Consider the following 22,553-nt stretch of genomic DNA (forward strand, 5'->3'; position numbering starts at 1 on the left):
CTGGAACCTCTCTCGCAGCCGCATACATTAGCTACGTTCCAACAATAATCTGTGCTGCGAGGATAAAAACAATGAACGACAGCATTTACCTCTCGATTCAAAACAGTCCCCGATTCAAGGAGCTGGTGCGAAAAAGGGAAAAGTTCGCCTGGATACTCTCGGCGATCATGCTTGGGCTGTACTCCGGATTCATCCTTCTGATTGCTTACGGGCCGCATGTTCTGGGCGCGAAGATCAGTCCCGAGTCTTCTATCACCTGGGGCATTCCGATCGGTGTCGGGCTGATCATCTCGGCATTCATCCTGACCGGTATCTACGTGCGCCGCGCCAATGGCGAGTTTGACGACCTGAACAATGCGATTCTCAAGGAGGCTCAGCAATGATCCGGCGTCTACTTTCTGTATTGAGCATTGCAGCGTTCGCGCCGGGTGCCTGGGCGGCTGACGCCCTGACCGGTGAGGTGGCCAGGCAGCCGCTGAACATTCCGGCGATCCTGATGTTCGTGGCCTTCGTCGGCGCGACGCTGTACATCACGTACTGGGCTTCGAAGAAAAACAACTCGGCTGCCGACTACTATGCGGCGGGCGGCAAGATCACCGGTTTCCAGAACGGTCTGGCAATTGCCGGTGACTACATGTCGGCGGCGTCCTTCCTGGGGATTTCCGCGCTGGTGTTCACCTCCGGTTACGATGGCTTGATCTACTCGATCGGCTTCCTGGTGGGCTGGCCGATCATCCTGTTCCTGATCGCCGAGCGTCTGCGTAACCTGGGCAAGTACACCTTCGCCGATGTGGCGTCCTACCGCCTCGGGCAAACCCAGATTCGCACCTTGTCTGCCTGCGGTTCGCTGGTCGTGGTGGCGTTCTACCTGATCGCGCAAATGGTCGGTGCGGGCAAGCTGATCCAGTTGCTGTTCGGTCTGGACTACCACGTTGCGGTGATTCTGGTCGGTGTGCTGATGTGCCTGTACGTGCTGTTCGGCGGCATGCTGGCGACTACCTGGGTGCAGATCATCAAGGCCGTGTTGCTCCTGTCTGGCGCATCGTTCATGGCGTTGATGGTGATGAAGCACGTCGGCTTCGACTTCAACATGCTGTTCTCCGAAGCTATCAAGGTTCACGCCAAAGGCGAGGCGATCATGAGCCCGGGCGGTCTGGTCAAGGACCCGATCTCGGCCTTCTCGCTGGGTCTGGCCTTGATGTTCGGTACTGCGGGCCTGCCACACATTCTGATGCGCTTCTTCACCGTGAGTGATGCAAAAGAAGCCCGCAAGAGTGTGCTGTACGCGACCGGTTTCATTGGTTACTTCTACATCCTGACCTTCATCATCGGCTTCGGCGCGATTCTGCTGGTGAGCACCAATCCTGCGTTCAAAGACGCGGCCGGCGCTCTGCTCGGTGGTAATAACATGGCGGCAGTGCACCTGGCCAACGCGGTGGGTGGCAGCATCTTCCTCGGCTTCATCTCGGCAGTGGCTTTCGCGACCATCCTCGCGGTGGTGGCAGGCCTGACGCTGGCCGGTGCTTCGGCGGTTTCTCACGACCTGTACGCCAGCGTGATCAAGAAGGGTAAGGCGAACGAGAAGGACGAGATTCGCGTCTCGAAGATCACCACCATCGCCCTGGCGGTGCTGGCGATTGGTCTGGGCATCCTGTTCGAAAGCCAGAACATCGCCTTCATGGTGGGCCTGGCGTTCTCGATCGCGGCGAGTTGCAACTTCCCGGTGCTGCTGCTTTCGATGTACTGGAAGAAGCTGACCACCCGTGGCGCGATGATCGGCGGCTGGCTGGGTCTGTTGAGTGCAGTGGGCCTGATGGTGCTTGGCCCGACCATCTGGGTGCAGATTCTGCATCATGAGAAGGCGATTTTCCCTTATGAGTATCCGGCTTTGTTCTCGATGATCATTGCTTTTGTGGGGATCTGGTTCTTCTCGATCACGGACAAGTCGGCGGCCGCGGACAAAGAGCGGGCGCTGTTCTTCCCGCAATTTGTGCGTTCGCAGACTGGGTTGGGGGCGAGTGGGGCGGTTTCGCACTAAGGCTTCTGGATCGATTGGGTAAGTGGGTTAGACAGAAATGCCCCGGTTGAGAGATCGGGGCATTTTTTGTGGGCGGTTATCGCGCAGACTGTATTTTTGGTGTGGATCGTGTACATATCCGTTGCTGCGGTGACGGCGGCTTAGGGTTCCGCCCTTACGGCGGGTCACTTTTGACAAACGCCTCAAAAGTAACCAAAAACGCTTGCTCCTACGTACGGCCCGCTCGCTGGGGCTCGGGATTCCTTCGCTGCGGGATCGATCCGGGCGCAGCGTTTCCGGTTGGCTTCGCTGCACCTCCTTCCGCTGTGTCTGGCTGCGCCAGACGGTCGCTGCGCTCCCACGCCCGGATCAATCCCTCCACTCAGCCTTCCGACGTCGCCCGTGGATCAAGATCAAGAGCAGTACTCGAGCTAACGCTCATTGTGTTGAGTGGTGAGAAGCAAAGGCGGTTTGCTTTTGTTTCTCTGTGGGAGCGAGCCTGCTCGCGAAGACGGCCTGACAGCCGACCTGTTCTTGAGGTGGCACGCGATCCCAATGTAGGAGCTGCCGAAGGCTGCGATCTTTTGATCTCGCTCCTGATTTGGCTTTTGCTTCGGCTTTTGATCTTTCGCCCCTTCGGCAGGCTTCGTTACGGGATCGATCCGGGTGTGGGAGCGCAGCGACCGTACGACGCAGTCGTACACAGCGAGTGTAGGTGCAGCGAAGCCAACCGGAGCCGCTGCGCCCGGATCGGTCCCGTAACGAAGGTACCCCGAGCCCCAGCGAGCGGGCCGTACGCCGGGGCAAAGCCTTTTGGGTTACCTTTCGCTGGGCCGGCATTCCGGCGTTTGGAAAAGGTGACTCGCTGTAAGAGCGAAACCGCCAGCGGCACCACCCGCAGAAACGGATATGCCCCCAATCCCCAATCCCAATCCCAAACCACGCACAAACAAAAACGGCCCCTACATAAATAGAGGCCGTTCCCGGTACAACTCAAAACTTCATCGCAAGACAGAGCTTATTTGCGATCTTCCAGCGAAGTAATGTCACGCGACTCGTAACCCGTATAAAGCTGGCGCGGACGGCCAATCTTGTAGGGGCTCGAAAGCATTTCCTTCCAGTGCGAAATCCAGCCAACAGTACGTGCCAGCGCGAAAATCACGGTGAACATGCTGGTCGGAATGCCGATCGCTTTAAGGATGATCCCCGAATAGAAATCGACGTTCGGGTACAGCGAGCGTTCGATGAAATACGGGTCGGTCAGGGCGATCTCTTCCAGGCGCATGGCCAGTTCGAGTTGTGGATCGTTGTTGATGCCCAGTTCCTTCAACACTTCATCGCAGGTCTGCTTCATCACGGTCGCGCGTGGGTCACGGTTCTTGTAAACCCGGTGACCGAAGCCCATCAACTTGAACGGATCGTTCTTGTCCTTGGCCTTGGCGATGAACTTGTCGATGTTCGACACATCGCCAATCTCGTCGAGCATGGTCAGCACGGCTTCGTTCGCACCGCCGTGGGCAGGGCCCCACAGTGCGGCGATACCGGCGGCGATGCAGGCGAACGGGTTGGCACCCGAAGAGCCGGCCAGGCGTACGGTGGAGGTCGAAGCGTTCTGCTCGTGGTCGGCGTGGAGGATGAAGATCCGGTCCATGGCCTTGGCGAGTACCGGGCTGATCGGTTTGATCTCGCACGGGGTGTTGAACATCATGTGCAGGAAGTTTTCCGCGTACGTCAGGTCGTTGCGCGGGTACATCATGGGTTGGCCCATGGAGTACTTGTAAACCATCGCTGCCAGGGTCGGCATCTTGGCAACCAGACGGATCGCGGAAATTTCGCGATGCTGCGGGTTATTGATGTCCAGGGAGTCGTGGTAGAAGGCCGAGAGGGCGCCGACTACACCGCACATGACCGCCATCGGGTGGGCGTCGCGACGGAAGCCGTTGAAAAAGGTTTTCAGCTGCTCGTGAACCATGGTGTGGTTTTTCACGGTGCTGACAAACTGGGCCTTCTGTTCTGCGGTCGGCAGCTCGCCATTGAGCAGCAGGTAGCAGGTTTCCAGATAGTCCGACTTTTCAGCCAGCTGTTCGATCGGGTAGCCGCGGTGCAACAAAATGCCGTTGTCGCCGTCGATATAGGTAATCTTCGATTCGCACGAGGCGGTCGACATGAAACCCGGGTCGAAAGTGAAGCGGCCCGTGGCCGTCAGGCCCCGAACATCGATTACATCGGGACCAACGGTGCCGGTTAAAATGGGCAGCTCGACGGGGGCTGCGCCCTCGATGATCAACTGCGCTTTTTTGTCAGCCATGTGGCCTCCTATTTATGCTTGAACCATCAGACAGACCCCCCACGCAGGGCCCGCACCACTATAGTGAGATAAATTCGAATGTCAATTTGCCTAAAGTCTTGCTCCAGAAGGCTTTAAGCCGACTTTTTCCTCGAAATTGCCTGCCATTTACGCCTTTTATGCAACTTGTGCAATCCGCTATTGGGGGTAGGTGAACGCGTTGTCATTAGTAGCCTAACTGTCTATACTCGGCCACCGACCGCCAAGGGCTTTTGGGCTTGCTTTCATTGGGGGTCGCATCCCTGGGTGGTGGTTACCTGACCAGTGCACTCCCCAACAACTTTGCCCTGATTGTTAGGGGCTCTTCAGTGTGAAAAAAAAGCCGTGAAAAGCCAACGACCTGTAAACCTAGACCTAAGGACCATCAAACTCCCAGTCACTGCTTACACGTCCATTCTTCACCGTATCTCCGGTGTCATCCTCTTCGTGTGCCTTGCCATCATGCTTTACGCATTGGACAAGTCGCTGAGCTCCGAGGAAGGCTTCGGCCAGGTGAAAGCGTGTCTGACCAGTCCGCTAGCCAAGCTAGTGATTTGGGGCATCCTGTCCGCTCTGCTGTATCACCTGGTAGCCGGTGTGCGCCACTTGATCATGGACATGGGCATCGGTGAGACGCTGGAAGGCGGCAAACTGGGCTCGAAAATCGTTATCGCCGTTTCCGTGGTGGTAATCGTTCTGGCAGGAGTCTGGATATGGTAACTAACGTCACTAACCTGTCGCGTTCGGGCCTCTATGACTGGATGGCACAGCGTGTGTCTGCGGTCGTTCTCGCGGCTTACTTCATCTTTCTGATCGGATACATCGTCGCCAACCCTGGCCTCGAGTATGCCCAGTGGCATGAACTGTTCGCCCACAACGGAATGCGTATTTTCAGCCTGCTGGCCCTTGTTGCTCTGGGCGCTCACGCCTGGGTCGGCATGTGGACCATCGCGACCGACTACCTGACGCCAATGGCGTTCGGCAAGTCCGCAACGGCGATACGTTTCCTTTTCCAGGCAGTATGCGGCGTTGCGATGTTCGCTTACTTCGTCTGGGGTGTGCAGATTCTCTGGGGTATCTGAGTCATGGCTAACATTCCAACGATTTCTTTTGACGCCATCATTATTGGTGGTGGCGGTGCCGGCATGCGCGCTGCGCTGCAGCTGGCACAGGGCGGCCACAAGACTGCGGTGATCACCAAGGTTTTCCCGACCCGTTCGCACACTGTGTCCGCACAGGGCGGCATCACGTGCGCAATCGCGTCCGCTGACCCGAACGATGACTGGCGCTGGCACATGTACGATACCGTCAAGGGTTCCGACTACATCGGTGACCAGGACGCTATCGAATACATGTGTCAGGAAGGCCCGGCTGCCGTGTTCGAGCTGGACCACATGGGTCTGCCATTCTCGCGTACCGAGCAGGGCCGCATCTATCAGCGTCCGTTCGGTGGTCAGTCCAAGGACTACGGCAAGGGCGGTCAGGCTGCACGTACTTGCGCTGCTTCCGACCGTACCGGTCACGCGCTGCTGCACACCCTTTATCAGGGCAACCTGAAAGCCGGTACCACGTTCCTGAACGAGTACTACGCGGTTGATCTGGTGAAAAACCAGGAAGGCGAATTTGTCGGTGTGATCGCAATCTGCATCGAAACCGGCGAAACCTCTTACATCCGCGCCAAAGCCACCGTATTGGCTACAGGCGGCGCCGGTCGTATCTACGCTTCCACCACCAATGCCCTGATCAACACCGGTGACGGCGTCGGCATGGCTCTGCGTGCTGGCGTACCGGTACAAGACATCGAAATGTGGCAGTTCCACCCGACCGGCATCGCCGGCGCCGGTGTACTGGTAACCGAAGGTTGCCGTGGTGAAGGTGGTTACCTGATCAACAAGCACGGCGAGCGTTTCATGGAGCGTTATGCTCCGAACGCCAAAGACCTTGCCGGTCGTGACGTGGTTGCCCGTTCGATGGTGAAGGAAATCATCGCCGGCAACGGTTGCGGTCCGAATGGCGACCACGTAATGCTCAAGCTCGACCATTTGGGCGAGGAAGTGCTGCACAGCCGTCTGCCTGGCATCTGCGAACTGTCGAAGACTTTTGCGCACGTGGACCCGGTGGTTGCGCCGGTTCCGGTTGTTCCGACCTGCCACTACATGATGGGTGGCGTTGCCACCAATATTCATGGTCAGGCAATCACCCAGAACGCCGAAGGCGTTGATCAGATCATTCCTGGTCTGTTCGCGGTAGGTGAAGTGGCTTGCGTATCGGTACACGGTGCCAACCGTCTGGGCGGCAACTCGCTGCTCGACCTGGTGGTATTCGGTCGCGCTGCCGGCCTGCACCTGGAAAAGGCGCTGACCGACGGCATCGAATACGACGACGCTACCGAGTCCGACATCGAAGCTGCACTGTCGCGTCTGAACGCGCTGAACAACCGTACCGACGGTGAAGACGTTGCTACCCTGCGTCGCGAGCTGCAAAGCTGCATGCAGAACTACTTCGGTGTGTTCCGGACTGGCGAATACATGCAGAAGGGCATCGCTCAGCTGGCCGATCTGCGCAAGCGTATCGCCAACGTGAAGATCAACGATAAATCGCAGGCGTTCAACACTGCACGTATCGAAGCGCTGGAGCTGCAAAACCTGCTGGAAGTGGCTGAAGCTACCGCCATTGCGGCCGAAGTACGTAAAGAGTCCCGCGGCGCTCACGCCCGTGAAGACTTCGAAGACCGCGATGACGAAAACTGGCTGTGCCACACCCTGTACTTCCCGGGTGACAAGCGAGTCACCAAACGTGCCGTGAACTTCTCGCCGAAAACTGTTCCGACTTTCGAACCTAAAGTCCGGACTTATTAAGGGTGACCGCCATGTTGCAAGTCAGTGTTTATCGCTACAACCCTGATCAGGACGCTGCGCCGTTCATGCAGGATTTCCAGGTCGATACCGGTGGTAAGGACCTGATGGTGCTGGACGTGCTGGCCCTGATCAAAGAGCAGGACGAGGGTTTCTCCTATCGTCGCTCTTGCCGTGAAGGCGTCTGCGGTTCCGACGGCATGAATATCAACGGCAAGAACGGCCTGGCGTGCATCACGCCGCTGTCCGCCGTTGTGAAAGGTAACAAGCTGATCGTTCGTCCGCTGCCAGGTTTGCCGGTTATCCGTGACCTGGTTGTCGATATGAGCATCTTCTACAAGCAATACGAGAAGGTGAAGCCTTACCTGCAGAACGACACGCCGGCCCCGGCCATCGAGCGTCTGCAGTCGCCAGAAGAGCGCGAAAAGCTCGACGGTCTGTACGAGTGCATCCTGTGCGCCTGCTGCTCGACCTCTTGCCCGTCCTTCTGGTGGAACCCGGACAAGTTCCTGGGTCCTGCTGCGCTGCTGCAAGCCTATCGCTTCCTGGCAGACAGCCGTGACACCAAGACCAGCGAGCGTCTGGCTTCACTTGACGACCCCTTCAGCGTTTTCCGCTGCCGGGGCATCATGAACTGCGTCAACGTATGTCCGAAAGGCCTGAACCCGACTAAGGCCATCGGTCACATCCGTAACATGTTGCTTTCAAGCGGCGTGTGATTCAGCTGCTGTAACCGTTGCACCGTAGAGGCTGTGGCGCGGGCTTCAACCCGCGTCATGGCTATAACCAGAGTCGTAGCCAAAAGCTGCAGCTCTTCTTTTGAAGAAATGAGACAAGCAGGGGCATCCGGGCTGGTACCCGGACTATCAGTGTGATCCTAGGTGGCTTGTTTTAGTCGCTGCATTCGGACTTCTGCAAGTTTGCTCGGTGTCGACACCGATGGTGTTCCCCTAACCGAGGGTGACCAAGCATGCAAGAAAGCGTGATGCAGCGCATGTGGAACAGCGCCTACCTTTCAGGTGGAAACGCTGCCTATGTGGAAGAGCTTTATGAGCTCTACCTGCACGACCCTAACGCTGTGCCAGAAGAGTGGCGCACCTACTTTCAGAAGTTGCCCGCCGACGGCAGCTCTGCCACTGATGTTTCGCACTCGACGATTCGCGATCATTTCGTGCTGCTGGCAAAGAACCAGCGCCGCGCCCAACCGGTTTCCGCCGGCAGCGTGAGCAGTGAGCACGAGAAGAAGCAAGTTGAAGTGCTGCGATTGATCCAGGCCTACCGTATGCGTGGCCACCAGGCAGCTCAGCTTGACCCGCTGGGGCTGTGGCAGCGTCCTGCACCTGCAGACCTGTCGATCAATCATTACGGCTTGACCAATGCCGATCTTGATACGACCTTCCGTGCCGGCGACCTGTTCATCGGCAAAGAGGAAGCGAGCCTACGCGAAATTCACGAAGCGTTGCAGCAGACATATTGCCGCACCATCGGCGCTGAATTTACGCACATCACCGATTCCGAGCAGCGCCAGTGGTTCCAGCAGCGTCTGGAAAGCGTGCGGGGTCGTCCGACGTACTCCGCCGACATCAAGAGCCATCTGCTTGAGCGCGTGACTGCCGGTGAAGGCCTGGAAAAATACCTGGGCACCAAATACCCGGGCACCAAGCGTTTCGGTCTGGAAGGCGGCGAAAGCCTGATTCCGATGCTCGACGAACTGATCCAGCGTTCCGGTTCCTACGGCACCAAGGAAGTCGTCATCGGCATGGCCCACCGTGGCCGTCTGAACGTTCTGGTCAACACCTTCGGCAAGAACCCGCGTGAGCTGTTCGACGAGTTCGAAGGCAAGAAGAAGGTCGAGCTGGGTTCCGGTGACGTCAAATACCACCAGGGCTTCTCGTCCAACGTGATGACCACCGGCGGTGAAGTTCACCTCGCCATGGCATTCAACCCGTCCCACCTGGAAATCGTTTCTCCGGTGGTCGAAGGTTCGGTGCGCGCCCGTCAGGACCGTCGTAACGACCTGACCGGTGAGAAGGTGCTGCCGATCTCCATCCACGGTGACGCTGCGTTCGCAGGTCAGGGCGTGGTCATGGAAACCTTCCAGATGTCGCAGACCCGCGGTTTCAAGACCGGCGGTACCGTGCACATCGTGATCAACAACCAGGTCGGTTTCACCATCAGCAACCCGCTGGACTCGCGCTCCACCGAGTACGCCACCGACGTTGCCAAGATGATCCAGGCGCCGATTCTCCATGTGAATGGCGATGATCCGGAAGCCGTATTGTTCGTGACCCAGCTGGCCATCGATTACCGCATGCAGTTCAAGCGTGACGTGGTGATCGATCTGGTCTGCTACCGTCGTCGCGGCCACAACGAGGCCGACGAGCCAAGCGGCACCCAGCCGCTGATGTATCAGCAGATCACCAAGCAGCGCACTACCCGTGAGCTGTACGCTGAACGCCTGACCCAGGCCGGTGTGCTCGACGCTGAACGTGTTCAGGCCAAGGTCGACGAATATCGCAACGCGCTGGACAACGGTCTGCATGTTGTGAAAAGCCTGGTCAAAGAGCCGAACAAAGAGCTGTTCGTGGACTGGCGTCCGTACCTGGGCCACGCCTGGACTGCGCGTCACGACACACGCTTTGATCTCAAGACCCTGCAGGAACTGTCCGCCAAGCTGCTGGAAATTCCGGACGGCTTCGTGGTTCAGCGTCAGGTCGCGAAGATCTACGAAGACCGTCAGAAGATGCAAGCCGGCGGCCTGCCGATCAACTGGGGTTACGCCGAAACCATGGCGTACGCGACCCTGGCGTTCGAAGGTCACCCGATCCGCATGACCGGCCAGGACATCGGCCGCGGTACGTTCTCGCACCGTCACGCTGTGCTGCACAACCAGAAAGACGCGGGCACCTACATTCCGCTGCAGAACCTGTACGACGGTCAGCCACGTTTTGACCTGTACGACTCGTTCCTCTCTGAAGAAGCGGTCCTGGCGTTCGAATACGGTTACTCGACCACCACGCCAAACGCGCTGGTGATCTGGGAAGCCCAGTTCGGCGACTTCGCTAACGGTGCACAGGTTGTAATCGACCAGTTCATCACCAGTGGCGAGCACAAGTGGGGCCGTCTCTGCGGTCTGACCATGCTGTTGCCGCACGGTTACGAAGGTCAGGGCCCTGAGCACAGCTCGGCACGTCTTGAGCGTTACCTGCAGCTGTGCGCCGAGCACAACATTCAGGTGTGCATGCCGACCACGCCGGCACAGATCTACCACTTGCTGCGTCGTCAGGTGATTCGCCCGCTGCGCAAGCCGCTGGTCGTTCTGACGCCGAAGTCGCTGCTGCGCCACAAGCTGGCCATCTCGACGCTGGAAGATCTGGCCGAAGGTTCGTTCCAGACCGTGATCCCGGAAATCGACGCACTGGACCCGAAAAAGGTCGAGCGTGTGGTTCTGTGCAGCGGCAAGGTCTACTACGACCTGCTGGAAAAACGCCGTGCCGAAGGCCGCGAAGATATCGCCATCGTGCGTATCGAGCAGCTGTATCCGTTCCCTGAGGACGACTTGAAAGAAGTCCTGGCTCCGTACACCAACGTCAAACATGCCGTCTGGTGTCAGGAAGAGCCGATGAACCAGGGCGCCTGGTACTGCAGTCAGCACCACTTGCGTCGCAGCATCGCTAACCTCGACAAGACTCTCGTACTTGAGTACGCGGGCCGTGAGGCTTCGGCTGCACCTGCCTGTGGTTACGCATCGATGCACGCCGAGCAGCAGGAACAACTGCTGCAAGCCGCGTTTACCGTTTAATGCCTTCGCGCACCTGAAACCGAATTTAAGGAACCACAGATAATGGCTATCGAGATCAAAGCCCCCACTTTCCCGGAATCGGTTGCCGATGGCACCGTTGCCACCTGGCACAAAAAACCGGGCGAAGCCGTCAAGCGTGACGACCTGATCGTCGACATCGAAACTGACAAGGTCGTGCTGGAAGTTCTGGCTACCGCTGACGGCGTGCTGGGCGCAATCGTCAAGAACGAAGGCGACACCGTTCTGTCCGACGAAGTCCTGGGCTCGATCGAAGAGGGCGGCGCTGCTGCCGCTGCTCCGGCTGCCGCTGCTGCTCCGGCCGCTGCCGCCGCTGCCCCGGCTGCTGCCGACGGCGAAGATGACCCGATCGCTGCTCCGGCCGCGCGCAAGCTGGCCGAAGAAAACGGCATCAACATCGCTTCCGTTGCCGGCACCGGCAAAGGCGGTCGTGTGACCAAGGAAGACGTGGTTGCAGCGGTTGCTGCCAAGAAAGCCGCTCCGGCTGCCGCGCCTGCCAAGGCTGCTGCCCCTTCGGCTGCCGCTCCTGTGTTCGCCGCCGGCGACCGCATCGAGAAGCGCGTACCGATGACCCGCGTTCGCGCCACCGTGGCCAAGCGTCTGGTTGAAGCTCAGTCGAACATGGCGATGCTGACTACTTTCAACGAAGTCGACATGACCGAAGTCATGGCCCTGCGTTCGAAGTACAAGGATCTGTTCGAGAAGTCCCACAACGGCGTACGCCTGGGCTTCATGTCGTTCTTCGTCAAGGCTGCCACCGAAGCGCTGAAACGCTTCCCGGCGGTCAACGCTTCGATCGACGGCGCCGACATCGTTTACCACGGCTACGCTGACATCGGCGTTGCCGTTTCCAGCGACCGTGGCCTGGTGGTACCGGTTCTGCGTAACGCCGAGCTGATGAGCCTGGCCGAAATCGAAGGCGGCATCGCAACATTCGGCAAAAAAGCCCGTGACGGCAAACTGTCGATGGACGAGATGACCGGTGGTACCTTCACCATCACCAACGGTGGTACCTTCGGTTCCATGATGTCGACCCCGATCGTCAACCCGCCACAGGCAGCGATTCTGGGCATGCACAACATCATCCAGCGTCCGATGGCCATCAACGGTCAGGTCGTTATCCGTCCGATGATGTACCTGGCACTGTCCTACGATCACCGTCTGATCGATGGCAAAGAAGCTGTGACCTTCCTGGTGACCATCAAGAACCTGCTGGAAGATCCGGCTCGTCTGTTGCTGGATATTTGATAGAAGCAGCTGCAAGTCTCAAGCTGCAAGCTGCAAGTAAACGCAGTTTGGCTTGAGGCTTGCGGCTTCACGCTTGCTGCAAAAAAGAGGATTTTTGAATGTCGCAGAAATTTGACGTAGTAGTGATCGGTGCTGGCCCTGGTGGCTATGTGGCTGCCATCAAGGCCGCACAGCTGGGTCTGAGCACTGCCTGCATCGAGAAGTACACCGACGCCGAAGGCAAGCAAGCCTTGGGCGGTACCTGCCTGAACGTTGGCTGCATTCCTTCCAAGGCGCTGCTCGACAGCTCCTGGAAATACAAGGAAGCGAAAGAGAGCTTCAACGTTCACGGTATCTCGACTGGCGAAGTCAAAATGGACGTCGCTGCGATGGTTGGCCGCAAGGCCGGTATCGTCAAGAACCTGACCGGCGGTGTTGCCACCCTGTTCAAGGCCAACGGCGTTACTTCGATCCAGGGCCACGGCAAGCTGCTGGCCGGCAAGAAAGTCGAAGTCACCAAGCCCGACGGCTCGGTAGAAGTCATCGAAGCTGAAAACGTCATCCTGGCGCCAGGTTCGCGTCCGATCGACATTCCACCGGCTCCGGTTGATCAGAATGTCATCGTCGATTCGACTGGCGCACTGGAATTCCAGTCCGTACCGAAGCGTCTGGGCGTGATCGGCGCTGGCGTGATCGGTCTGGAACTGGGTTCGGTATGGTCGCGTCTGGGTGCGGAAGTGACCGTTCTCGAAGCGCTGGATACCTTCCTGATGGCAGCGGACACCGCTGTTTCCAAGGAAGCATTCAAAACCCTGACCAAACAGGGTCTGGACATCAAGCTGGGCGCTCGCGTAACCGGTTCGAAAGTGAACGGCGACGAAGTCGTTGTGAACTACACCGATGCCAACGGCGAACAGACCATCACTTTCGACAAGCTGATCGTAGCCGTTGGTCGCCGTCCGGTGACCACTGATCTGCTGGCTGCCGACTGCGGCGTGGAAATCGACGAGCGTGGTTTCATCGCGGTCGATGACCAGTGCGTAACAGCCGTGCCGGGCGTTTTCGCCATCGGCGACGTGGTTCGCGGCATGATGCTGGCTCACAAGGCCTCGGAAGAGGGCATCATGGTTGTCGAGCGCATCAAGGGCCACAAGGCTCAGATGAACTATGACCTGATCCCTTCGGTTATTTATACTCACCCGGAAATCGCGTGGGTTGGCAAAACCGAGCAGGCCTTGAAAGCCGAAGGCGTTGAAGTTAACGTCGGCACCTTCCCGTTCGCTGCGTCCGGCCGTGCCATGGCTGCCAACGATACCGGTGGTTTCGTCAAAGTCATCGCCGATGCCAAGACCGACCGCGTATTGGGCGTGCACGTGATTGGCCCGAGCGCTGCGGAACTCGTTCAGCAGGGCGCGATCGGTATGGAATTCGGCACCAGCGCTGAAGACCTGGGCATGATGGTTTTCTCCCATCCAACCCTGTCTGAAGCCTTGCACGAAGCTGCTCTGGCAGTGAATGGCGGCGCCATCCACATTGCCAACCGCAAGAAGCGTTAACAGACAATAAGAAACCACGGCGGCAACGGCCCGTCGTGAGCCTTGCGAGCAAGACTCACCGCGGAATGTCCGCCGGACGCAGTCTTGCGTAGCTGAACCGGTTGTCCGGAAAGCTGCGCAAGCAGCAGTCACAGGTGGCGCGGCACTCATCACGAGCGCAGCGCCGAATGCGCAGTACCTAACGAAGACGGTAAAAAGCATGAATCTTCACGAGTATCAGGGTAAGCAGCTGTTCGCTGAATACGGCCTGCCAGTTTCCACTGGTTACGCAGTAGACACCCCGGAAGCAGCAGCAGAAGCTTGCGACAAAATCGGCGGCAACGAGTGGGTTGTCAAAGCCCAGGTTCACGCCGGTGGTCGCGGTAAAGCGGGCGGCGTCAAGCTGGTTCGCAGCAAAGAAGACGCCAAAGCCTTCGCACAGCAGTGGCTGGGCAAGCGTCTGGTGACTTACCAGACTGACGCCAATGGCCAGCCAGTCACCAAGATCCTGGTTGAATCGTGCACTGATATCGCTAAAGAGCTGTACCTGGGCGCTGTCGTTGACCGTTCGAGCCGTCGCATCGTGTTCATGGCTTCCACCGAAGGTGGCGTGGACATCGAGAAAATCGCTCACGACACGCCAGAAAAAATTCTCAAGGCCACTATCGATCCACTGGTTGGCGCTCAGCCATTCCAGGGGCGCGAGCTGGCATTCCAGCTGGGTCTGGAAGGCAAGCAGGTTGCTCAGTTCGCCAAGATCTTCGTAGGTCTGGCCAAGCTGTTCAAGGATCACGACCTGGCTCTGCTGGAAGTGAACCCGCTGGTGATCAAGGCTGACGGCGATCTGCACTGCCTCGATGCCAAGATCAACATCGACGCCAACGCCATGTACCGTCAGCCTAAGTTGAAGACTTTCCACGATCCGTCCCAGGACGATCCGCGCGAAGCGCACGCTGCCAAGTTCGAACTGAACTACGTCGCACTGGAAGGCAACATCGGCTGCATGGTCAACGGTGCTGGCCTGGCCATGGGCACCATGGACATCGTCAACCTGCATGGCGGCAAGCCGGCCAACTTCCTCGACGTAGGTGGTGGTGCTACCAAGGAACGCGTTACTGAAGCGTTCAAGATCATTCTGTCCGACACCAACGTCGCTGCAGTACTGGTCAACATCTTCGGCGGCATCGTTCGTTGCGACATGATTGCCGAAGGCATCATTGGCGCCGTGAAAGAAGTCGGCGTGAAAATCCCGGTTGTTGTTCGCCTTGAAGGCAACAACGCTGAGCTGGGCGCTAAAGTACTGGCAGAAAGCGGTTTGAACATCATCGCTGCTACCAGCCTGACCGACGCTGCTCAACAAGTTGTCAAAGCTGCGGAGGGCAAATAATGAGCGTCCTGATCAATAAAGACACCAAAGTTATCTGCCAGGGTATTACCGGTTCGCAAGGTAGTTTCCACACCCAGCAAGCCATCGAATACGGCACCAAGATGGTTGGTGGCGTAACGCCGGGCAAAGGCGGCACCGAGCACCTGGGTCTGCCAGTGTTCAACACCGTCAAGGACGCAGTAGCAGCCACTGGCGCTACCGCCAGCGTGATCTACGTTCCGGCTCCTTTCTGCAAGGACTCGATCCTGGAAGCGGCCTTCGGCGGCATCAAGCTGATCGTCTGCATCACCGAAGGCATTCCTACCCTGGACATGCTGGACGCCAAGGTCAAATGCGACGAGCTGGGCGTAGTCCTGATCGGCCCTAACTGCCCAGGCGTGATCACCCCAGGCGAATGCAAGATCGGCATCATGCCAGGTCACATTCACTTGCCAGGCAAGGTCGGTATCGTTTCCCGTTCCGGCACCCTGACCTACGAAGCTGTGAAGCAGACCACTGATGCCGGTTTCGGTCAGTCGACGTGCGTCGGCATCGGCGGTGACCCGATCCCGGGTTCGAACTTCATCGACATCCTGAAACTGTTCCAGGAAGACCCTAAGACCGAAGCGATCGTCATGATCGGCGAGATCGGCGGTTCGGCTGAAGAAGAAGCGGCTGCCTACATCAAGGCACACGTGACCAAGCCGGTTGTTTCCTACATCGCTGGTGTGACTGCTCCTCCGGGCAAGCGCATGGGCCATGCTGGCGCAATCATTTCTGGCGGCAAAGGCACTGCAGACGAGAAATTCGCTGCGCTGCAGGACGCAGGCGTAAAAACCGTGCGTTCGCTGGCAGACATCGGCAAGGCCCTGGCCGAGCTGACCGGTTGGGCTGTCAAGTAAGCCTCGTGCTTAGCTGACGCTTCACCAAACAAAGGCCACCTTCGGGTGGCTTTTGTCGTTTTTGCAGATCAAAAGATCGCAGCCTTCGGCAGCTCCTACAGAGGAGCGCGTTCTCCTTTGAGAGCTGCCGAAGGCTGCGATCTTTTGGTCTTGCTGCTCCCACGAAAAATAAATACGTAAACGCGACACCGAAACGTCGCGTATCGGATAGTTCGCCCTCTAACAGTGCGTTCCCAGGCCAAATTCGTTAGGCTAGCAGCCATTTTTGCGTTCGCCGCCCACAAGGCAGCGCCGCGCTGCAAGGGTCAGTCCCATACGGATCGACAGCATTTCCCTAATCCCAAAGGGCAATCCCCCTCTAAATTCCGATTTCAGTAGTGTGGTATTACCTTAATGAAAGTTTTGAAAGGTCAGGACATCCTGGCACTTGGTTTTATGACGTTTGCCCTGTTCGTCGGGGCTGGCAACATCATCTTCCCGCCTATCGTCGGTTTGCAGGCCGGACCTCACGTCTGGATGGCGGCGCTGGGCTTTCTGATCACGGCGGTCGGTTTGCCGGTGATCACCGTGGTCGCGCTTGCCAAGGTTGGCGGTGCCATGGACGCGCTGAGCAGTCCGATCGGCAAGATCGCCGGCGGCATCCTGGCGGCTGCGTGCTATCTGGCGGTGGGGCCGCTGTTCGCTACCCCGCGTACCGCGACCGTATCGTTTGAAGTGGGCCTGGCGCCGCTGACCGGCGAAAGCCCGCTCGCGCTGTTCCTCTACAGCTCGGTATATTTCCTGCTGGTGTTCTTCATCTCGCTCTACCCTGGGCGTTTGCTGGACACCGTGGGTCGCTTTCTCGCACCGCTGAAGATCATCGCGCTGGCGGTACTCGGTATCGCGGCGTTCATGTTGCCAGCGGGCGATATCGGCCACGGTACGCCAGAGTATGTCGCGGCTCCGTTCTCCCAGGGCTTCATTAATGGTTACCTGACCATGGATACCCTGGGTGCGCTGGTGTTCGGCATCGTCATCGTCAACGCAATCCGCTCCCGTGGCGTCGAATCGCCGGCGTTGATCACTCGCTATGCAATCATCGCCGGCCTGATTGCCGGCGTCGGTCTGGCGCTGGTGTATGTCAGCCTGTTCCGCCTCGGTTCGGGCAGCCATGAAGTCGCGGTGGGCGCCACCAATGGCGCGGCGGTTCTGCACGCTTACGTGCAACATACCTTCGGTTCGCTGGGCAGCGGCTTTCTCGCAGTGCTGATTTCGTTGGCGTGCCTGGTGACAGCAGTGGGTCTGACTTGTGCTTGTGCCGAATACTTCAGCCGGGTGCTGCCACTGTCTTATAAGACTTTGGTGATCATTCTGGCTGCGTTCTCGCTGCTGGTTTCCAATCTGGGCCTGACCAAGTTGATCGCCTTCTCCATCCCGGTGCTGACGGCGATCTATCCGCCTTGCATCGTTTTGGTCGCATTGAGCTTCTGCAAGGATTTCTGGCATGAACACGGGCGCATTCTCGGGCCAGTGATGCTGGTGTCCTTCGTTTTCGGCACCATCGACGCGTTGAAAGGCGCCGGTTTGGCTGGCTGGATGCCAACGCAGCTCACCCACCTGCCGCTGAGCGAGCAGGGTCTGGCATGGCTGGTGCCTTGCGCGATGACCCTGGTGGTTGCGGTGGTGTGTGATCGCCTGCTGGGCAAGCGCAGCGAAGTCACTGCCTGATGTGATTTGATCCGCCACAAGCGGGTCAAGCACGGTTAAACAGAAATGCCCCGTATCAATCGATACGGGGCATTTTTTATGGGTTTCCAGCCGTGTCTTTTTTCCTGAGCTAACGTCGAAGGGTTGCCAAAAATTAAAATGTGGGAGCGAGCCTGCTCGCGAAGGCGTGCGTCAGCCGCCATGAGTATTGTGTGTTATGCCGCGTTCGCGAGCAGGCTCGCTCCCACGAAAAATGCGCACAGCGTTCACATCTCACAGGGAATTGCATGTCGTTCATCCAAGCCAACCTGATCCACTTGCTCGCTGCCGTCTGGCTTGTCATCTGCTGGGGCGGTTACACCCGTTATGCCAGTTGGAAAGCTCGCGACACCGCCTGCCTGGCCAGCGTCTTGCACCTTTACCGTGAAGACTGGATGCGCCGCATGCTGCTGCGTGACAACCGCATCGCCGACGCCAGCGTGATCGGCAACCTGGAGCGCAACGCCTCGTTCTTCGCCTCCAGCACCCTGATCATCCTCGCCGGTATCCTCACGGTGCTGGGCGCGTCAGATCGAGCGGTGTCGTTGCTGGCAGACATTCCGATGGTGCAGCAGGCATCGCAAGGCATGTCGGAAATCAAACTGTTGTGCCTGGCGATGGTGTTCGTCTACGCGTTCTTCACCTTTAGCTGGTGCATGCGCCAGTACAACTTTGCGGCGATTCTGGTGGGTTCGGCGCCAATGATCGGCGAGCGACAGGTCTCGGAACAGGAACGCAAAGCCTTCGCTTCCCGTGCGGCGCGGGTTATTTCGATGGCGGCCAACCAGTTCAACTTTGGCCTGCGCTCCTATTACTTCGGCATGAGCATGCTGGCATGGTTCGTCAGCCCTTGGCTGTTCATGCTGATGAGTGCCGGCGTGGTCGTGGTCCTGTACCGCCGCGAGTTTCATTCCGACGTTCTTCACGTAATGGTGTATACCCCTACAGAAGCGCCAATCCCTGAGGCGAACAAAGAGGCTGTTTGATGAGTATTCCGTTCTGGTGTGTGTTTATCAGTGCATTGTTGATCTACATCGCGCGTCTGCCGGTGGGCAAGGCGATGAAAGAGCAGGGCGGTTACAACAATCATCTGCCACGCCAGCAACAGGCGCAGCTCACGGGTTACGGTGCCAGAGCGCTGGCGGCGCATCAGAACAGCATTGAGGCGTTCGTATTGTTTGCGGCCGGCGTGCTGATGGCGCACACCACGCAAACAGCGGGATGGCTGATCGATACACTGGCGATCGTGTTCGTCGTCGCGCGGATTATCTACGTGGGGTTCTACCTGGCTGATCTTGCGGCGTTGCGAAGTCTGGCGTGGCTGGTCGGCCTGATCTGCTCATTGTTGCTGATGGTCAGTCCAACGTTTAGAACGGTCATGCTCTAAGCCGGCAACGGCCCAATCGCAGGCAAAAGAAAACCCGCACTTGGCGGGTTTTCTTTTCACACCGAAAGCAGGTTATTGCTTTTTGGCGGCTTCTTCTTGAGCAGCGGCGTTCGATTCAGCCTGAGCTTTGGCAGCATCGGCGTTTTCTTTCGCGGCGTCGTTCACTTTATCCTGAGCTTTGTTCATATCCTGCTGAGCCTGCTCAGCATGTTGGTTGGCATCTTGAGCTTTGTCCTCGGATTTTTTATCGCAGGCAGCGAGACCGAGGGAAGCGGTCAACATCAAGGCAACAGCTAAAGTCTTACGCATGGGGTGTTTCTCCTTATGGAAAATAACTACTGGCCTTAAGAACTCAGCGCTACGGGTTAAGTTCCTCATTTGTTTCAGATATATAAGTTTGTTTTATCACGGAACTTTTGCCGTCTTTCTCACTACTGGCAAAAGGCTTTAACGCGAGTAATTATCAAATGGCTGAAAACTCTGTTTTTGAGCGTGCCACGCGCTTTTTATCCGCGTTGCGTCATTGCCAGGTATTGGGCCTGCAAGTGCACAGCGCTTCCAGCGAAGGCCTGACGGTTATGCTGCCGTACAGTCAGAAAATCGTCGGTAATCCCGAGACCGGGGTCATCCACGGCGGTGCGATTACCTCGTTGATGGACACGGCCTGCGGCATGTCGACCTTGTGCGTGCTCCCTGAGTTCGAAGTCTGTCCGACCCTCGATTTGCGCATCGATTACATGCACGCCGCTGAGCCAAATAAAGACGTCTTCGGCTTCGCCCAGTGCTATCGCGTCACCACCGACGTGATCTTCGCTCGCGGTTTCGCCTATCAGGATGATCCCGAGCAGACGATCGCCCACGTCGTCGGCACGTTCATGCGCCTGGGTAAAAGCGCCAGAGGCACCAAGGGTTTCGGCGGCGCCCTCAAGGGAGAAACCCGGTGAGCAATAATTTGAAGGATCAGTTGCAACGGGCCCACGAACAGGGCGATTACGCGCCGCTGCTTGAGTTGATCCCCTACGCCGGCCTGATCGGCATTGAATGTTCGCGTGTCGGCGATGATTTGCTGTTCAAGTTGCCGGCGAACAAGGACAACATTGGTAACCCTTTATTGCCGGCTATTCACGGCGGGGTGATTGCCGGGTTCATGGAGCTCGCGGCGGCTCTTCATTTATTGATTTTTACGGGCGCGCCAGACGTGCCGAAGATCATCGATTTTTCCCTCGATTATCTGCGCGCCGGCCAGTTTCGCGACACTTGGGCAAGGTGTCAGGTGTGCCGCCAGGGGCGCCGCGTTGCCAACGTGGCCGTCACCGCCTGGCAGAGTACCGAGGGCGAACCGATCGCCACGGCCCGTGCGCACTTCAAAATCGATGACCCCTTGAAATCCTGAACACTGCCCCCAACTCAGATGACAACCCGCCGCAGACCATTCGGGTCGCGGCTTATGCCATCTGATTGGAGTTTGATGACCATGAGTGTGGAAACTCAAAAGGAAACCCTGGGCTTCCAGACCGAGGTAAAGCAGCTGCTGCACCTCATGATCCATTCGCTGTATTCCAACAAGGAAATCTTCCTTCGCGAATTGATCTCGAACGCCTCTGACGCTGTCGACAAGCTGCGCTTCGAAGCCCTGGCCAAGCCTGAGTTGCTCGAAGGTGGCGCTGACCTGAAAATCCGGGTGAGCTTCGACAAGGACGCCAAGACCGTCACCCTCGAAGACAACGGCATCGGCATGAACCGTGACGATGTGATCACCCACTTGGGGACCATCGCCAAATCCGGCACTGCCGACTTCATGAAGAATCTCTCCGGCGATCAGAAGAAGGATTCGCACCTGATCGGCCAGTTCGGTGTGGGCTTCTACTCGGCCTTCATCGTTGCCGACAAGGTTGATGTTTACAGCCGTCGTGCCGGCACCGCCGCGAGCGAAGGCGTGCACTGGTCGTCGAAAGGCGAGGGCGAGTTCGAAGTCGCCAACATCGACAAGCCAGAACGCGGCACCCGCATCGTTCTGCACCTGAAATCCGGTGAAGACGAATTCGCTGATGGCTGGCGTCTGCGCAATATCATCAAAAAGTATTCCGACCACATTGCTTTGCCAATCGAACTGCCGAAGGAAGTCACTCCGGCCGAAGGCGAAGAGGCTCAGGCCGTTGAATGGGAAACCGTCAACCGCGCCAGCGCCCTGTGGACCCGTCCGCGCACTGAAGTGAAGGACGAGGAATACCAGGAGTTCTACAAGCACATCGCTCACGACTTCGAGAATCCGCTGTCGTGGAGCCACAACAAGGTTGAAGGCAAGCTCGAGTACAGCTCGCTGCTGTACGTGCCGGCCCGCGCACCGTTCGACCTGTACCAGCGTGAAGCGCCGAAAGGCCTGAAGCTGTACGTGCAACGCGTGTTCGTCATGGATCAGGCCGAGTCGTTCCTGCCGCTGTACCTGCGCTTCATCAAAGGCGTGGTCGACTCCAACGACCTGTCGCTGAACGTATCGCGCGAAATCCTGCAGAAAGATCCGATCATCGACTCGATGAAAACCGCGCTGACCAAGCGTGTGCTGGACATGCTGGAAAAATTGGCGAAGAACGAGCCTGAGCAATACAAAGGCTTCTGGAAAAACTTCGGTCAGGTCATGAAAGAAGGCCCGGCAGAAGACTTCGCCAACAAAGAAAAAATTGCCGGCCTGCTGCGTTTCGCCTCGACTCAGGGCGACGATGGCGAGCAGGTTGTCGGTCTGGCTGACTACCTTGCCCGCGCCAAGGAAGGTCAGGACAAGATCTACTACCTCACCGGCGAAACCTACGCGCAGGTCAAGAACAGCCCGCACCTGGAAGTCTTCCGCAAGAAAGGCATCGAAGTGCTGCTGTTGACCGACCGCATCGATGAGTGGTTGATGAGCTACCTCAGCGAGTTCGACGGCAAGACCTTTGTTGACGTGGCGCGTGGTGATTTGGATCTGGGCAACCTGGACTCGGAAGAGGACAAGAAAGCTGCGGAAGAAGTCGCCAAGTCCAAAGAGGGTCTGGTTGAGCGTCTGAAAACCGCGTTGGGCGATTCCGTGGCTGAAGTTCGGGTTTCCCATCGTCTGACCGATTCGCCGGCCATTCTGGCCATCGGCGAACAGGATCTGGGCCTGCAAATGCGGCAGATCCTCGAGGCCAGCGGTCAGAAGGTGCCGGATTCGAAGCCGATCTTCGAATTCAACCCAAGCCATCCGCTGATCGAGAAGCTCGATAACGAGACCAGCGAAGAGCGTTTCGGCGACCTGTCGCACATCCTCTTCGATCAGGCAGCGTTGGCTGCCGGGGAAAGCTTGAAAGACCCGGCCGCGTATGTGACCCGTCTGAACAAGCTGCTGGTTGAACTGTCGGTTTGATCACGTTGTAGGAA

At 57.9% G+C, this 22,553-nt stretch carries 19 protein-coding genes; 17 read left to right on the plus strand and 2 right to left on the minus strand.

The annotated features are described in order from the left end of the window. Window positions 1-71: 71 nt before the first annotated feature. Both HU727_RS01555 and HU727_RS01560 read left to right on the plus strand, forming a co-directional pair. Complete coding sequence (locus HU727_RS01555; protein ID WP_186531961.1) at window positions 72-383, plus strand: DUF485 domain-containing protein; 312 nt, start codon at window positions 72-74, stop codon at window positions 381-383. Next, window positions 380-2,038 carry a cation acetate symporter gene (locus tag HU727_RS01560; protein ID WP_186531959.1) on the plus strand — a complete coding sequence of 553 codons (1,659 nt, stop codon included), beginning with the start codon at window positions 380-382 and terminating at the stop codon, window positions 2,036-2,038. The genes HU727_RS01555 and HU727_RS01560 overlap by 4 nt, the downstream gene beginning before the upstream one ends. A 997-nt stretch (window positions 2,039-3,035) precedes the next feature. Here the strand turns inward: HU727_RS01560 and gltA are convergent. After that, window positions 3,036-4,325 carry a citrate synthase gene (gene gltA / locus HU727_RS01565; protein ID WP_101158686.1) on the minus strand — a complete coding sequence of 430 codons (1,290 nt, stop codon included), beginning with the start codon at window positions 4,323-4,325 and terminating at the stop codon, window positions 3,036-3,038. A 363-nt stretch (window positions 4,326-4,688) separates the two neighbouring features. Here gltA and sdhC point away from each other — a divergent pair, with 363 nt between their 5' ends. From sdhC to HU727_RS01625, 12 genes are all read left to right on the plus strand, one after another. Next, complete coding sequence (gene sdhC / locus HU727_RS01570; protein WP_016773673.1) at window positions 4,689-5,063, plus strand: succinate dehydrogenase, cytochrome b556 subunit; 375 nt, start codon at window positions 4,689-4,691, stop codon at window positions 5,061-5,063. After that, window positions 5,057-5,425: a succinate dehydrogenase, hydrophobic membrane anchor protein gene (gene sdhD / locus HU727_RS01575; RefSeq protein WP_008049683.1), complete on the plus strand. Its 369-nt coding sequence runs from the start codon at window positions 5,057-5,059 to the stop codon at window positions 5,423-5,425. The genes sdhC and sdhD overlap by 7 nt, the downstream gene beginning before the upstream one ends. A 3-nt stretch (window positions 5,426-5,428) precedes the next feature. Further along, window positions 5,429-7,201, plus strand: a complete 1,773-nt coding sequence (gene sdhA, locus HU727_RS01580; RefSeq protein ID WP_186534249.1) for a succinate dehydrogenase flavoprotein subunit — start codon at window positions 5,429-5,431, stop codon at window positions 7,199-7,201. Window positions 7,202-7,212: 11 nt separating this feature from the next. Next, the gene (locus tag HU727_RS01585; RefSeq protein WP_016773675.1) at window positions 7,213-7,917 is read left to right on the plus strand and encodes a succinate dehydrogenase iron-sulfur subunit; all 705 of its coding nucleotides are present in this window, start codon (window positions 7,213-7,215) and stop codon (window positions 7,915-7,917) included. Between the two features lie 251 nt (window positions 7,918-8,168). Further along, entirely contained in the window at window positions 8,169-11,000 is a 2,832-nt protein-coding gene (locus HU727_RS01590) for a 2-oxoglutarate dehydrogenase E1 component (RefSeq protein WP_186534250.1), read from the plus strand. Window positions 11,001-11,042: 42 nt separating this feature from the next. Next, window positions 11,043-12,266: a 2-oxoglutarate dehydrogenase complex dihydrolipoyllysine-residue succinyltransferase gene (odhB, locus tag HU727_RS01595; protein WP_186534251.1), complete on the plus strand. Its 1,224-nt coding sequence runs from the start codon at window positions 11,043-11,045 to the stop codon at window positions 12,264-12,266. 98 nt (window positions 12,267-12,364) lie between these two features. Next, on the plus strand, window positions 12,365-13,801 hold the full coding sequence (gene lpdA / locus HU727_RS01600; RefSeq protein WP_186534252.1) for a dihydrolipoyl dehydrogenase: 1,437 nt from the start codon (window positions 12,365-12,367) through the stop codon (window positions 13,799-13,801). Window positions 13,802-14,000: 199 nt separating this feature from the next. Then, window positions 14,001-15,167 carry an ADP-forming succinate--CoA ligase subunit beta gene (gene sucC / locus HU727_RS01605; protein ID WP_085732277.1) on the plus strand — a complete coding sequence of 389 codons (1,167 nt, stop codon included), beginning with the start codon at window positions 14,001-14,003 and terminating at the stop codon, window positions 15,165-15,167. After that, entirely contained in the window at window positions 15,167-16,048 is an 882-nt protein-coding gene (sucD, locus tag HU727_RS01610) for a succinate--CoA ligase subunit alpha (protein ID WP_007919877.1), read from the plus strand. Before sucC ends, sucD begins: the two co-directional genes overlap by 1 nt. A gap of 393 nt (window positions 16,049-16,441) precedes the next feature. Further along, entirely contained in the window at window positions 16,442-17,755 is a 1,314-nt protein-coding gene (gene brnQ, locus HU727_RS01615) for a branched-chain amino acid transport system II carrier protein (protein WP_186534253.1), read from the plus strand. 266 nt (window positions 17,756-18,021) lie between these two features. Further along, entirely contained in the window at window positions 18,022-18,759 is a 738-nt protein-coding gene (locus HU727_RS01620; RefSeq protein ID WP_186534254.1) for a DUF599 domain-containing protein, read from the plus strand. Further along, window positions 18,759-19,160, plus strand: a complete 402-nt coding sequence (locus HU727_RS01625; protein WP_186534255.1) for an MAPEG family protein — start codon at window positions 18,759-18,761, stop codon at window positions 19,158-19,160. The genes HU727_RS01620 and HU727_RS01625 overlap by 1 nt, the downstream gene beginning before the upstream one ends. 72 nt (window positions 19,161-19,232) lie before the next feature. Here the strand turns inward: HU727_RS01625 and HU727_RS01630 are convergent, their stop codons facing one another. Then, a complete protein-coding gene (locus tag HU727_RS01630) occupies window positions 19,233-19,469 on the minus strand; it encodes a hypothetical protein (RefSeq protein ID WP_186534256.1) in 237 nt (78 codons plus the stop codon). Window positions 19,470-19,627: 158 nt separating this feature from the next. Between HU727_RS01630 and HU727_RS01635 the strand changes: the two genes are divergently transcribed. The 3 genes from HU727_RS01635 to htpG all read left to right on the plus strand — a co-directional run bounded on the left by HU727_RS01635 (window position 19,628) and on the right by htpG (window position 22,539). Continuing rightward, window positions 19,628-20,104 (plus strand): PaaI family thioesterase, encoded by a 477-nt coding sequence (locus tag HU727_RS01635; protein WP_186534257.1) that lies wholly within the window; start codon window positions 19,628-19,630, stop codon window positions 20,102-20,104. Then, window positions 20,101-20,553 (plus strand): PaaI family thioesterase, encoded by a 453-nt coding sequence (locus tag HU727_RS01640; RefSeq protein WP_186534258.1) that lies wholly within the window; start codon window positions 20,101-20,103, stop codon window positions 20,551-20,553. Before HU727_RS01635 ends, HU727_RS01640 begins: the two co-directional genes overlap by 4 nt. Window positions 20,554-20,634: 81 nt before the next feature. After that, the gene (gene htpG / locus HU727_RS01645; RefSeq protein WP_186534259.1) at window positions 20,635-22,539 is read left to right on the plus strand and encodes a molecular chaperone HtpG; all 1,905 of its coding nucleotides are present in this window, start codon (window positions 20,635-20,637) and stop codon (window positions 22,537-22,539) included. Window positions 22,540-22,553 lie beyond the last annotated feature (14 nt).

It is taken from the genome of Pseudomonas khorasanensis (assembly GCF_014268505.2).
In the GTDB taxonomy this organism is placed as follows: domain Bacteria; phylum Pseudomonadota; class Gammaproteobacteria; order Pseudomonadales; family Pseudomonadaceae; genus Aquipseudomonas; species Aquipseudomonas khorasanensis.

Bases quoted from the DNA above. Each gene is read 5' to 3' on its own strand.
- sdhD (WP_008049683.1), top strand. From the start codon at position 5,057: ATGGTAACTAACGTCACTAACCTGTCGCGTTCGGGCCTCTATGACTGG.
- gltA (WP_101158686.1), bottom strand. From the start codon at position 4,325: ATGGCTGACAAAAAAGCGCAGTTGATCATCGAGGGCGCAGCCCCCGTC.
- sucC (WP_085732277.1), top strand. From the start codon at position 14,001: ATGAATCTTCACGAGTATCAGGGTAAGCAGCTGTTCGCTGAATACGGC.
- HU727_RS01585 (WP_016773675.1), top strand. From the start codon at position 7,213: ATGTTGCAAGTCAGTGTTTATCGCTACAACCCTGATCAGGACGCTGCG.
- HU727_RS01630 (WP_186534256.1), bottom strand. From the start codon at position 19,469: ATGCGTAAGACTTTAGCTGTTGCCTTGATGTTGACCGCTTCCCTCGGT.
- HU727_RS01625 (WP_186534255.1), top strand. From the start codon at position 18,759: ATGAGTATTCCGTTCTGGTGTGTGTTTATCAGTGCATTGTTGATCTAC.
- HU727_RS01555 (WP_186531961.1), top strand. From the start codon at position 72: ATGAACGACAGCATTTACCTCTCGATTCAAAACAGTCCCCGATTCAAG.
- htpG (WP_186534259.1), top strand. From the start codon at position 20,635: ATGAGTGTGGAAACTCAAAAGGAAACCCTGGGCTTCCAGACCGAGGTA.
- lpdA (WP_186534252.1), top strand. From the start codon at position 12,365: ATGTCGCAGAAATTTGACGTAGTAGTGATCGGTGCTGGCCCTGGTGGC.
- HU727_RS01590 (WP_186534250.1), top strand. From the start codon at position 8,169: ATGCAAGAAAGCGTGATGCAGCGCATGTGGAACAGCGCCTACCTTTCA.
- sucD (WP_007919877.1), top strand. From the start codon at position 15,167: ATGAGCGTCCTGATCAATAAAGACACCAAAGTTATCTGCCAGGGTATT.
- HU727_RS01620 (WP_186534254.1), top strand. From the start codon at position 18,022: ATGTCGTTCATCCAAGCCAACCTGATCCACTTGCTCGCTGCCGTCTGG.
- HU727_RS01635 (WP_186534257.1), top strand. From the start codon at position 19,628: ATGGCTGAAAACTCTGTTTTTGAGCGTGCCACGCGCTTTTTATCCGCG.
- HU727_RS01560 (WP_186531959.1), top strand. From the start codon at position 380: ATGATCCGGCGTCTACTTTCTGTATTGAGCATTGCAGCGTTCGCGCCG.
- sdhA (WP_186534249.1), top strand. From the start codon at position 5,429: ATGGCTAACATTCCAACGATTTCTTTTGACGCCATCATTATTGGTGGT.
- brnQ (WP_186534253.1), top strand. From the start codon at position 16,442: ATGAAAGTTTTGAAAGGTCAGGACATCCTGGCACTTGGTTTTATGACG.
- odhB (WP_186534251.1), top strand. From the start codon at position 11,043: ATGGCTATCGAGATCAAAGCCCCCACTTTCCCGGAATCGGTTGCCGAT.